This window comes from Paenibacillus ilasis, from assembly GCF_043195395.1.
GTDB classification, from domain to species: Bacteria; Bacillota; Bacilli; order Paenibacillales; family Paenibacillaceae; genus Paenibacillus_AQ; species Paenibacillus_AQ lautus.
In genome coordinates this window covers 3,392,338-3,404,027 of the sequence record NZ_JBHDJG010000001.1, presented here as the reverse complement: position 1 = coordinate 3,404,027, position 11,690 = coordinate 3,392,338, and the positions used below count along the sequence as shown (strand labels likewise).

At 49.7% G+C, this 11,690-nt stretch carries 9 protein-coding genes and 1 other annotated feature; of the genes, 6 read left to right on the top strand and 3 right to left on the bottom strand.

Annotation, left to right across the window (positions count from 1 at the left end; genetic code table 11):
* The first annotated feature begins 38 nt into the window (after positions 1-38).
* Both ACETK5_RS15245 and ACETK5_RS15240 read left to right on the top strand, forming a co-directional pair.
* Positions 39-941: a M15 family metallopeptidase gene (locus ACETK5_RS15245; protein ID WP_394056589.1), complete on the top strand. Its 903-nt coding sequence runs from the start codon at positions 39-41 to the stop codon at positions 939-941.
* Positions 938-1,480, top strand: a complete 543-nt coding sequence (locus ACETK5_RS15240; protein WP_326118149.1) for a VanZ family protein — start codon at positions 938-940, stop codon at positions 1,478-1,480. The genes ACETK5_RS15245 and ACETK5_RS15240 overlap by 4 nt, the downstream gene beginning before the upstream one ends.
* A gap of 155 nt (positions 1,481-1,635) precedes the next feature.
* On the opposite strand, the gene ACETK5_RS15235 is transcribed toward ACETK5_RS15240, so the two are convergent.
* Complete coding sequence (locus ACETK5_RS15235) at positions 1,636-2,862, bottom strand: nitrate/nitrite transporter (protein WP_100536589.1); 1,227 nt, start codon at positions 2,860-2,862, stop codon at positions 1,636-1,638.
* 442 nt (positions 2,863-3,304) lie between these two features.
* On the opposite strand from ACETK5_RS15235, the gene nirB reads away from it, so the two are divergent.
* The 3 genes from nirB to ACETK5_RS15220 all read left to right on the top strand — a co-directional run bounded on the left by nirB (position 3,305) and on the right by ACETK5_RS15220 (position 8,477).
* Complete coding sequence (nirB, locus tag ACETK5_RS15230; RefSeq protein WP_394056586.1) at positions 3,305-5,473, top strand: nitrite reductase large subunit NirB; 2,169 nt, start codon at positions 3,305-3,307, stop codon at positions 5,471-5,473.
* 33 nt (positions 5,474-5,506) lie between these two features.
* Positions 5,507-7,645 (top strand): assimilatory nitrate reductase catalytic subunit NasC, encoded by a 2,139-nt coding sequence (gene nasC, locus ACETK5_RS15225; RefSeq protein ID WP_394056584.1) that lies wholly within the window; start codon positions 5,507-5,509, stop codon positions 7,643-7,645.
* Positions 7,646-7,721: 76 nt separating this feature from the next.
* Positions 7,722-7,947, top strand: a binding site (T-box leader).
* A 47-nt stretch (positions 7,948-7,994) separates the two neighbouring features.
* Positions 7,995-8,477, top strand: coding sequence for an HIT family protein (locus ACETK5_RS15220; RefSeq protein WP_100539328.1), 483 nt, complete (start codon positions 7,995-7,997; stop codon positions 8,475-8,477).
* A gap of 211 nt (positions 8,478-8,688) precedes the next feature.
* Here the strand turns inward: ACETK5_RS15220 and ACETK5_RS15215 are convergent, their stop codons facing one another.
* Positions 8,689-9,909: an RNA polymerase sigma factor gene (locus tag ACETK5_RS15215; protein ID WP_394056582.1), complete on the bottom strand. Its 1,221-nt coding sequence runs from the start codon at positions 9,907-9,909 to the stop codon at positions 8,689-8,691.
* Between the two features lie 221 nt (positions 9,910-10,130).
* Here ACETK5_RS15215 and ACETK5_RS15210 point away from each other — a divergent pair, with 221 nt between their 5' ends.
* Positions 10,131-10,532 carry a hypothetical protein gene (locus ACETK5_RS15210; RefSeq protein ID WP_326112711.1) on the top strand — a complete coding sequence of 134 codons (402 nt, stop codon included), beginning with the start codon at positions 10,131-10,133 and terminating at the stop codon, positions 10,530-10,532.
* Between the two features lie 107 nt (positions 10,533-10,639).
* Here ACETK5_RS15210 and ACETK5_RS15205 read toward each other — a convergent pair whose 3' ends face one another.
* Positions 10,640-11,551, bottom strand: coding sequence for an aminoglycoside phosphotransferase family protein (locus ACETK5_RS15205; RefSeq protein WP_394056580.1), 912 nt, complete (start codon positions 11,549-11,551; stop codon positions 10,640-10,642).
* Positions 11,552-11,690 lie beyond the last annotated feature (139 nt).

The window sequence follows — 11,690 nt, the reverse complement described above, 5'->3', positions numbered from 1 at the left end:
TTAATCTGGATAGACCAAGCTAGAGGGAGTTGTTGAAGTTGAAAAAGGGTCTAATCATGCTCGTTATATTTCTGTTGGTCGGATGCGAGTCCATTCTGACGGAGACGCCGAACGTGAAGGATAGGGTGGACAGTAGAGATGGACAGGAAACAAAAGCGGATTCCGGCACGTCATCGAATCATCCATCAGCTAAGCAGACGATCCGTGTAACAAAAGAACAAGTGACACGTGGAAATTTGGTCCTGGTCAATAAGGATCATCCGCTTGATCCGGAAGCGGTGCCGAAGGATATCGTAACATTGTTTGAGCATAACGACTTAATGTATGGCTATGTGGTTCTGGACAACACGATCCGGTTATCGCGCAGTGTGGCGGAGAATTTCGGAGATATGATTGAAGCCGCCGGACAAGACGGAGTCAATCACTTTATGATCAGCAGCGGGTATCGGGATGAGAGCGAGCAAGAACAGCTATATCGTGAAAAAGGTTCCGATTACGCCTTGCCTCCAGGCTACAGCGAGCATAATCTCGGGCTCTCGATGGATATCGGATCGACGCAGCAATCGATTGACCGATCGCCCGAAGGGAAGTGGCTGAAGGAGCATGCATGGGCGCACGGCTTCATTCTTCGCTATCCTCAGGACAAAACAGAGATTACAGGCATTCAGTATGAACCGTGGCATTTTCGTTATGTTGGGCAGCCGCACAGCATGATCATGAAGGAATTGAATCTTACATTGGAGGAATATTTGGATTACCTGAAGGAACAATCCAGCTATAGAACAACCGTAGAGGGGAAGGAATACGAAATAAAGTATGTACCCGTGACGTCCAAAGATATGGAGATTGAGATACCGGCAGGAAGCGAGTATGAGATATCCGGAAACAATATCGACGGAATCATTGTGACGGTACGGCTAAACAAGGATGATGCGGAATGAAAATATCGTATAAATGGATGCTTGTATTACTATATGCGCTGTATCTCTATGTCTTACTCAAGGTGATTTTATTCAAGTTTGGTTCCGTAGATCTATCGGTTCTGTGGCAGCAGCTGCATCGAGCCACCGAGATCCCGGAATATATACAGAATCGATTGCAATTTGCCAATTTCACGCCCTTTGAATCCATTCGAATGAATATGAAGCACCTATCAAGCGGGCATGACGTGATCAATCTCTTCGGGAATATCGCCATATTTATGCCCAATGGCATATTCGTCGGTTTTATGCTTAGGAACAAGTTCTTCGGATTCATCGGCTCCTTCACGACATCCCTGGGGTTGAGCCTGGGACTGGAATGCTCCCAGCTCGTTTTTTCAATGGGAAGTTTTGATGTGGATGATTTAATCCTGAATACAGCCGGTGGGGTGCTCGGTTACGGCGTGTTTCTCATGCTAAAACTAACCTTAGCGGGAACAACTCTTCCTATTGACGAGAGAAGAGGAAGAACGGATAAGCCTTTAACTGGGAACGAATAAGTAGGGAATGGAAGTGGATTGGATAGAAGGGTATCTGAAAAATAAAGAAAGAACGCATGACCATTACCCAGTATTATACCGGGTAATGGTCGCAGCTTTAACATGTTCTTAACCTTCATATCGTTTGACGGGGTTATATCCTGAGCGTCTTTCATCTAGATCTTGGCTGAACCGGCCTGCGGGCCTGCTGACACGCTGCGAAGCCAGCTTCGCCGCCATTTCAGCTGCATTATGACCGTAAGCGCCAGCGAAGTCGCGGCAATGAAACTTAAGATGATGAAACCTGCGGTATATGAGCCTGTCGCTTGATACAACCGGCCAAGAATAAGCGGAAGAGCATAACCGCCCAGACCTCCGGCGGCCCCGACAATGCCGGTAACCAAACCGATCTCGCCACCAAACCGCTGAGGGACGAGCTGAAATACCGAACCGTTTCCCGCACCCAGGCACATCATGCCGATAAACAGCAGCGTGACAACCAGCCAAAGGGGAGGCAAGAAGGAGACGCCGATTAGCATGATGGACGCCCCGGCATAGAGAAACATCAGCATGCGCGAGCCTCCGATTCGATCAGCCAGAAAGCCGCCCACAGGGCGGAAGAAGCTCCCTGCTATGACGCAGATCGTGGTAATGTCCGCCGCCTGAACCGCTGAGAGACCATACTGGGTGTTGAAGAAGATCGTCAAATAGTTGGCGAGTCCCACAAAGCCGCCGAACGTTACGCAGTACAGGGCACAGAATACCCAGGCATCGCGCTGCTTAAGGACATTTCCATATTCGGATAATTTTTTGGGAGCCGGACGATTCGGACTATTGCGCGCAAACAGCGAGAAATAGATGAAGACCAACACAATGGGGATAATGGCGAGTCCGAACACCATCTCCCAGCTTCCGAAATGTTGGGCGAGCCGATTGGCAAAGAGGGTTGCGAGGACGGTGCCGCTGTTACCGGCCCCGGCAATCCCCATCGCCAAACCTTGATGTTCCTTGGGATACCACTGTCCTGCCAACGGCAGAGCTGCGGCGAACGAAGCTCCAGCAACCCCTAGCAGAACAGCAACGACATACAATTGATCCAGGGAATCGACCCACAGCCAGCCTAATAATAAAGGGAGCAGCGTAACGACCATTCCAATTTGGGCTGTTAGTTTGGGGCCGAGGCGATCCGCCAGGAAACCTAATACGAGTCGGAGTATGGAGCCGCCCAGAACGGGAAGCGCCACCAGATTTGCCTTCTGCACCGGGTCCATCGGATAATCCGCGGCGATGACCACCGCAAGGGGTCCAAGCATGCCCCATATCATAAAGCTGATATCAAAATACAGAAAAGCACCGAACAGCGAGGGCTTATGCCCGCTTTGCCAAAATCCTTTTCTCTCCATGGTTATCGCTCCTTATCCAAATGTGTACTTTCTCTAATCGTTGTCGACGCACAGCTGCAGGCATAAAAAGGCCGCAATTCGCCCTTTGCCAAGACGATTTGCGGCCTCATTGCCCAAGACTAAAGACACAGCATTGTGTCCCCGTCCGTAAAATAACATATGATTTTGATGATTCACATTATAGAGAAGAGGTTAAACGAATGTCAATATACTTTACATAATTTATCTAAAAATTTATTTATCCAGCAATAAAATTAATTCAGTGTTATATATATTGACATTTAATTGTTCATCAACTAATCTGAATGTATTATAATTATTGAAATCCGGCACAATGATGTGCCGAATTCGAGGCAATGACGCCCTCTCCCTGATCACGGGGGAAGGGCGTTTGTCATTTTCTCACATGAAAATGACATGGCGGGAATGGAGGGAATTCATGATGAGAAAGAAACTACTTGTCGTTGGCAATGGGATGGCGGGGATAAGATGTGTAGAGGAAATCCTCAAGCTGGACCCGGAGCTCTTCGATATTACGATATTCGGTGCGGAACCTCGTCCCAACTACAATCGGATCCTTTTATCCAAAGTTCTTCAAGGTGAACATTCTCTTCAGGATATCATTCTGAACGACTGGTCCTGGTATGAGGTGCATGGCATTCGGTTGTTGGCGGGGGAGACCGTTCGTCATATCGATATCAAATCCCGCTCTGTTGAGACAGCCTCCGGTATACGGGAAACGTATGATGCTTTAATTCTAGCAACAGGCTCATCCCCTTTCATTCCGCCGATCCCGGGAACGGATAAGGAAGGAGTTATTTCGTTTCGGACCGTGGACGACTGTACGCAAATGGCCGACATGTCCAAGATGTACGCTAAGGCGGCTGTCATTGGCGGAGGATTACTGGGATTGGAGGCTGCCCGCGGGCTTCTCCATCTCGGGATGGAAACCCAAGTGGTTCATAATGCTCCTTACATCATGAACCGACAGCTGGATCGAACGGCTTCGATGATGCTGCAGCGGGAACTTGAAGCTCAGGGGATGCGATTTAACTTATCAAAGGACACCACGCGAATTGTTGGCCGTACCCGGGCGCAAGGCCTTCGGTTTATGGACGGGACGCGGCTTGATGCGGATGTAGTCGTACTCGCTGTAGGGATCAAGCCTAATGTGGAGCTTGCCCAAAGAAGCGGCCTTCGAACGCAGCGGGCGATTCTGGTGGATGACTTCATGAGAACAAGCGAGCCGAACATTTATGCCGTGGGAGAGTGCGCGGAACACCGGGGCATTAGTTATGGTCTGGTCGCTCCTCTGTATGAGCAGGGGAAGGTGCTTGCCCGTGTCATCTGCGGCCGGGAGGCTGAACCTTATTGCGGGTCGATTCCCTACTCCCAGCTTAAAGTATCGGGCGTGGATGTATTTTCCGCCGGGTTGATATCAGGAGAAGATGCTGAAACGGCTATTCAGCAATACGATGCCGTACGCGGCACATACAAAAAAGTGACGATGCGCAAAGGCAGGGTTACGGGTGCTATTTTGTTCGGAAATACGATTGAGGGGTCCTCGCTTCTGTCATTGGTGCAGCAGGGTGCGGCTGTGTCGGAGCTTATTCCTTCTGAAAGCCGAGAAGCCACCACAGCCGAATCTGCTGCGGAGGCGCTCCCTGACAATGAAACGGTGTGCGCTTGCAACGGTGTCAGCAAAGCGGCGATCATGCGGGCTATTACCGAACATCATCTGGAAAGCTCGGATGAAGTGAAGGCGTTTACCAGGGCATCCGGTTCCTGCGGTGGCTGCCGGCCTATGGTGGATGCCCTTGTCAAATATACGCGAAGCGGCAAAAAGAAAGAGGGCACACATACGGCAGTCAGAACGCAAGTTGAGGTTCCTGTATGTGAATGCACGGTGCTTGGTCAATCTTCACTGAAGCAAGCGGTTGTTCATGCCGTGGATCAAGGCTGTTATTCCATTTCGGAATTCATGTTACATCAGGGCTGGAAGAAGCGGGACGGATGTGAGGTGTGCCGTCCAGCCTTAAGCTTTTATTTTGAAATGGAAATGACGGGTGTAGTTAACGATGATGAACGGGCGCTGGCAATTAAAGCCCTTGACGATGTTTCTTTTGGGGGCTCAGGTTCTTATCAAGGGGTCAGGGTATGGGTTGGAGACACAGAAGGCTCTAACCCGGAGGCGGCAGGCATTCTTCGAATCGGAGAATGGCTTCGCAGTGCCTGGCGAGAAGTGTCTCTGCCTTCCCCGGTTCGTGCAGGAGTGTCTGATGGCACGGCATCGTCCGTCAGCATCCTGGTCCAGGGGATCGGAATCTCTGCTTCCCCCGCGGGCTGGGAGGTTTATCTCGGCGGACATGCGGAGCATCCTGTCCGTGAAGGGCAGCTGATCGGTGTTGCGGAACGCGAGGACGATGTCGTTCAGCTCGTAGCTGCTTGTTTGCAGTGGTACCGTCAGAACAGCATGTATGAGGAACCGCTGTGGAGGTGGGTGGAACGTACAGGCGTGACGGCGATCCGGGAGAATGTTCTTGACGATGATCTGCGAAGAGAACTTGCAGAGAAGCTGTCTCGCCATGTATGGGAGGCCCAAGTCGGTTAAAACAGGTGAATAATAGGAAGAGGTGGTCTGGATATGCTTCAATCGGATCGTGCTGAAGCAACTGCTGAAGCGACAAGAACTGCTCCCGTAATCGAGACGCAATGTCCTTTCTGCAGTGTACAGTGCAAGATGACGGTTACCGAAGGTGAGAACGGCATTCCGGGTCAGCGCCGGGCTGAATATAAGGTGGAAGGAGTTCCGAACGCCGCTTCGGAGGGCAGGGTATGCGTCAAAGGCATGCATGCGCATCAGCATGCAGTCCAATCGCAGCGCCTGACGCATCCATTAATCCGTTCAAAAGGTGAGCTCGTTCCATGTTCATGGGATGAAGCCTTTGCCGTGGCCAGTCAACATATGCAGGGGATATTAGAGCAGTATGGACCTGATGCCAATGCCGTATACGGCGGTGGATCGCTGACCAATGAAACGGCATATTTGCTCGGGAAATTTGCCAGGGTGGCGCTGGGTACCCGCCATATCGATTATAACGGCCGCTTCTGTATGTCTGCCGCAGCCTCTGCCGGGAGCAAAACCTTCGGGATCGACCGGGGGTTGACGTTCCGATTGGCTGATATTCCTAAGGCCCGCTGCATCGTGCTGGCCGGCACCAACATAGCGGAATGCCAGCCTACGCTGCTGCCTTACTTCAACCAGGCTAAGGAGAATGGGGCGAGGATCATTGTCATCGATCCGCGGAAAACAGCCACCGCCACAATGGCCGATATGCATTTGCCGATCAGACCGGGAACGGATACCGTACTGGCGGATGCGATGCTTAAGATCATTATGGATGAAGGGCTCATCGATGAGACCTTCATTCAAGCAAGAACGAACGGTTACGATGAGCTTAGAGTTTATTTGAACAGCTTCGATCTCTCGGAGGCTGCAGGTATATGCGGATTGGAGCCGGGGCATATCCGGGAGGCGGCTTTAGCTTATGGTGAGTCGGATACAGGCATGGTGCTGACTGCGCGAGGGGTGGAGCAGCAGACGGATGGCCATCTGGCGGTTCGTCATTTTCTGAACCTGGTCTTGGCTACGGGGAAAATCGGGAGAGAAGGCTGCGGATACGGAGCCATCACCGGTCAGGGGAATGGACAAGGGGGAAGAGAGCATGGACAGAAGGCCGATCAGCTGCCGGGTTACAGGTCGATCGAGAATGAAAAGGATCGGGCTTATATTGCCTCCGTGTGGGGTGTGGATCCTTCAAGCCTGCCCGGGAAAGGCGTCTCGGCCTATGAGATGATGGAGCTGATTCATCAGGGAGTGATTAAATCGCTCTTTGTAATGGGCTCCAATCCTATCGTGTCGAATCCGAATGCCGGGCTTGTGGAGGAAGGCTTGAAGAAGCTTGATTTTCTAATAGTTGCCGACATGTTTATGTCCGAAACGGCTCATTTAGCTGATCTCGTTCTGCCGGTCACCTCCTACATGGAGAATGAAGGAACACTGACGAATCTGGAGGGACGGGTTCTTCTGCGAGAGGCAGGGCGCAAGGCGCCTGGTGAGGCGCGTCATGACTGGATGATTCTGTGCTCCATGGCAGACATGCTGGGGAAGGGGCATTATTTTCACTTTAACGAGCCTGAGGAGATCTTCAATGAACTGCGGCTTGCGAGCAAGGGTGGAATTGCGGACTACTACGGTATTACCTATGACCGATTGCGCCAGGAGAAGGGCGTATATTGGCCGTGCCCCTCACCAGAAGAGGCAGGGGTTGGTCTCCTGTTCCAACAATCGTTCGCCCATCCGGACGGGAAGGCCGTGTTCTCTGTAACGGAAGGGGATCCATGGAAAGGGGTATCTGAGACATATCCGCTCATTCTGACCAATGGTCGTGTTCTGTCCCACTATCTGACCGGCGTGCAGACCAGGAGGAGTCCTTCTTTGCTTGCACGCGAGCTGGAAAATTTCGTGGAGATCCATCCGATTACCGCTCAGCGTCACCGAATTCAGGACGGTGAGTGGGTAGAAATTCAGTCGGAGCATGGATGTTTTACCGTTCGAAGCAGAATCAAAGACCATATCCGAGAAGACACCTTGTTCGTCCCCATGCATTGGGGCGGCGTGCAGAATGTCAATTACGCGACCCGGCCGGAACTCGATCCGTTCTGTAAAATGCCCGGGTTCAAGACATCCGCTGTCCGGATAAGGCCTTTGAGGCAGGAGTAATGTCGAACTCTTAAGCTAACTCTTCATTGACAGGATGAATATGGAAATTTATAATAATAACAATTTTAATGATAAGGTAAACACGATAACTGGGAGTAGTAGGAGACGATCATGGTTCAGAGAGCTGCAGCGATGGTGAAATGCAGTCCATGAAAAATCCGAAGCTCGCCCATGAGTGGTGGGACAGAAAGCGAAGTATGTTCCGACGGTTGGCCTCCGTGATCTGGCCGTAAAAGCGGATCCGATGCATACCGGATCAAGTAGAGTGGTACCGCGAGGGCGTTAAGCCTGTCGTCTCTTCATGGAGATGGCAGGCTTTTTATATTTTATCGAAGGGAAGGGCTTTGTTATGGTTAACCCGTTTGAACAAGAGAGAGACTGTTTTATCTGTCGAAAGCATCGAGGAGAGATCGAAATTTCCGGTGGAGCGATTTATGAGGATGAGCTGCTCTACGTAGGCCATATTTCATCGGATTCTGGAGAGGCGTATCTCGGATATTTAATCGTGGATTTGAAGCGTCATGTACCCGGTTTGGCAGAGCTGCAAGACGATGAGTCGGCTGCCGTTGGACGGATGCTTACGCGGGTGAGCCGAGCATTAAAAGCCTGTGTAGGCGCAGAACATATTTACTCATTTGTATTAGGGGACCATGTTCCGCACCTGCATATTCATCTGATCCCCCGTTATCCGAATACGCCTTCGTCCTTCTGGGGATTCAAAATTAGCGGATGGCCTGATGCCCCTCGTGGTGATGCATCTCAGATCGAAGAGGTGTGTTCACGAATCAGGAAGTTTATGAGGGGAGATGAGGCTGCTGATAAAGCCCCGTAGATTCATGTGGTGGAAGCTCTAATATATACCTGGATTATGGGGAAGCGATGCCATCCGAACTCCAGGCTCACTTTACATAGCCCGCGAAGCAGTAAAAGCCGGAATCCTCAGCGATGGGAGGGAACGATTCGTACACGGTGCGTTTCTTCACAGAAAAAAGAGGGCATCCCGCCAGATCCTAAGATCTTTTGGGACGCTCTCTTCTTTTGACCTAAACAAGCTGATCTTGGAGGGCTTTCGCCCACTGTTCATGAAGCTTTTCTTCGGAAAGCTGGAAAATGTCATGATAACCATCCGGATTGCGGATGAGTTGATTTAATGGGCCTAACCCGTATTTTTTAATGATGAACTCAACGATCAGATAGGAGAACTGAAATCCCGTTTTGCCAAAATCCCAGGAATCATCATTGAGATCCTCGAAACTTGGAACTGCCCGATTGCTGATGGCCTCCGAAGTGGTGCTTCGAATGAAATCTTCGGACATTTGCTGCGCTTCGTACCCGCCGATGCCCTGACGGATCCATTTGGGGGCGAGGGGGTTGATGTCGCTGATCAACCACATGGTATACAAGTGCAGGGTGGACCGGAGGATCGATTGATACGTATGCTCGGGCCCCGGGTTTAAGGGTGAGACGATTTTTAACGTGTTGTTATCGAACGTGCCCATGAACCAATCCGGTGCATCCGATTCTCCAACGGCTTGATGGAATGTTGGCAGATCGGGATAGATTTCTATTACGATTTTACGTGAAGGCTGATGATTATATTTCGCTGCAATCTGTTCTACATTGTTCTTAAGTTCTTCAAACAGGTCCTGATGCACTTTGCTCTGACGATGACTAACTTCACTTTTGCTTTCAAAGGATATCAAATCCAGAATTGACATAATCGTGATGTCACCCCATTCTTTTAATTCTTTCTTTAGCTTCTCCAAGGACCGGTACAATCGATTTTTCACCGCACTCTCGCGCATGCCCACGATCCTGGATATTTCCGACAGCGTACAATCCACGAAAAATCGTAAGGATACAATCTGTTGATCAAGCTCATTCAGCTGCTTGAGTGCCGTGCTAATATCGATTCGAATATCAACATATCTGGCAAAATCAAGGGAGATGGACTGTGATTCATAACTTGTAAAGTCATAAGGCATCTCATGTTTACGTGATATACTTCGATATTCGTTTTTAACCGTGTTCTGGGCGATCTTGAAGATCCAGGTGAACAGACTGGAATTCCCGTTAAACTTATCGAGGTTCTCCATTGCCCTTAAGAACACTTGTTGTGTTAAGTCATCTGCAGCCATCGGATTCACTTTCAGTGCGAGATAATGGCGAATCCTCAGGCGGTATTCATCATACACCTCTTCAAATGTACGATGGGTTCCCTGGTTATCCGGATAAACAGGGAGATTGTCATGAGCTCTTGACATGAATAAGAACCTCCTCTTGACCTTACAGTTTATTAGACACCGGAGGGATGTAAAAAGCCACATTCGACGGAAATAATTTCTCCTCATTTTTCATATGCTGACTGGCCGGAAATCTAGGTTATTGACGCATTTATATCAATCATCCTATAAAGGCACAAGAATGAAAGACGGCTCTGCATATGATGTCTACATGATGAATAGGGAAGCGAGGTGATCCTAATATGTCTTCGAAACGCGCAAGGAAATCCAGAACCGCTTCAAAATCGAGACCTCCGCAGCATTGGGTAGGTCAACCGGTCGTGGTTGTTCTGAAGGACGGCAGCTACTATATCGGAGAACTGAATCAGATTCAAGGCCGGGAAGTGACGCTATCCGGACTTCGTGCTAACCAAAAAATGCCGGCTTCGATTGCTCGGAGCGGGGATAAAGCGCAGATTTCCGGATTTTTAAGCGATTTGTTTGGAGGTCCTCCAAGCACTCCGGCAGCCGAAGGGGCTGAGGAAGGAGAGGGAGTTGCGGCTGTAGGCGGTTTGGGCTTTTTGGGACAAATCGTGCCACACATTAAACTGGGCATGAATGTGATAAAAACCATTATGCCATTGATGGGAATGTTAAAAATATAACGTTGCTGCAACGTCTGGCAAATCACGAAACGAAGAAAAAGAAGCTTGAAGGCTTTTCAAGCTTCTTTTTTTATATGAGATATGCTTCCGCCATAACGATCGAACCATTACATGGCGATGGCACGCTGAATAATCGATTTGGCTTCCAGTGCAATGGCTTCATCTTTATCATCGATGGCCTGCATGAATATTAACATGGGGATATATACGGCGATCATCCGTGCCAGAATCTTAGTTTCGTCGTCCACTTCGCCATAGATGTCATAGAAATCCTCCCTGGAGGCCGGTGGCAGGAAGCTGTAAACGATACTCAGGTCACAGGCTGGATGGCCGATGTTGACGTCACCCCAATCAATAATGCCCGAAAGCTTGCCGGAATCGTCGACCAACATGTTTTTAAAATGGAGATCGCCGTGGATAAGAACGTGTCGATGCCTGGCCCGATCTAACTGGATGCTCCGCAAATAGTCCGCAATCTCATTTACTTCCTCTTGCGTAATATAGTGGGTAAGACTGGAGAGGAGATTCAGCATTTTGTCTTTGCGGCCGGCGATATCGGTCAGATTACGCTGGTCAGACAATACTCCCGCCTGCTGCGCTAACTCCACGGGAAAAGCATGGAGATTCTTCAGGAAGCAGGCGAGCGTTGACGCCGAAAGCATCCGCATTTCATCTGAAATTCCAATCGGAAATTTTCCTGGAAGATAGGTATACCCCAGAAAAGGTGCAGGAAAGTCTTCGCTTTCTTTTCCGAAGAAAAGGGGTTTCGCATAAGGTACGGTTATGTAGTGTTCAAGCTTGGGCAGGATTTTTGCTTCGGTATTAAGTAAAGATATGGCAATACCTCTTCGAGGAAAGCGAAATACATACGCATCGCCAACGCGATAAACGGTGTTGTCCCATCCGTTGCCAATTTCCTGGATCGGGAGAGCGGACAACTGGGGAAATTGACGGGTAAGCAGTAGACGCACTAACGACTCGGTTACTTCCCATTCGGCATCCCATAGATTTCGTCCCATGGTGACCTTCACCTCCATAATGGATTTCTCGTATGATGAATCGGATGTTATCAAGTCTAACGGAAGCGCTCCGTACAGGCAATCGTAAGTATAACTATAGTTGAAAATGACCAGCGAAAGTGTGTATCTGTATCATAGT

Coding starts and splice junctions, on each gene's coding strand:
- ACETK5_RS15240 (WP_326118149.1), top strand. CDS start 938: ATGAAAATATCGTATAAATGGATGCTTGTATTACTATATGCGCTGTAT.
- ACETK5_RS15235 (WP_100536589.1), bottom strand. CDS start 2,862: ATGGAGAGAAAAGGATTTTGGCAAAGCGGGCATAAGCCCTCGCTGTTC.
- nirB (WP_394056586.1), top strand. CDS start 3,305: ATGAGAAAGAAACTACTTGTCGTTGGCAATGGGATGGCGGGGATAAGA.
- nasC (WP_394056584.1), top strand. CDS start 5,507: ATGCTTCAATCGGATCGTGCTGAAGCAACTGCTGAAGCGACAAGAACT.
- ACETK5_RS15220 (WP_100539328.1), top strand. CDS start 7,995: ATGGTTAACCCGTTTGAACAAGAGAGAGACTGTTTTATCTGTCGAAAG.
- ACETK5_RS15215 (WP_394056582.1), bottom strand. CDS start 9,909: ATGTCAAGAGCTCATGACAATCTCCCTGTTTATCCGGATAACCAGGGA.
- ACETK5_RS15210 (WP_326112711.1), top strand. CDS start 10,131: ATGTCTTCGAAACGCGCAAGGAAATCCAGAACCGCTTCAAAATCGAGA.
- ACETK5_RS15205 (WP_394056580.1), bottom strand. CDS start 11,551: ATGGGACGAAATCTATGGGATGCCGAATGGGAAGTAACCGAGTCGTTA.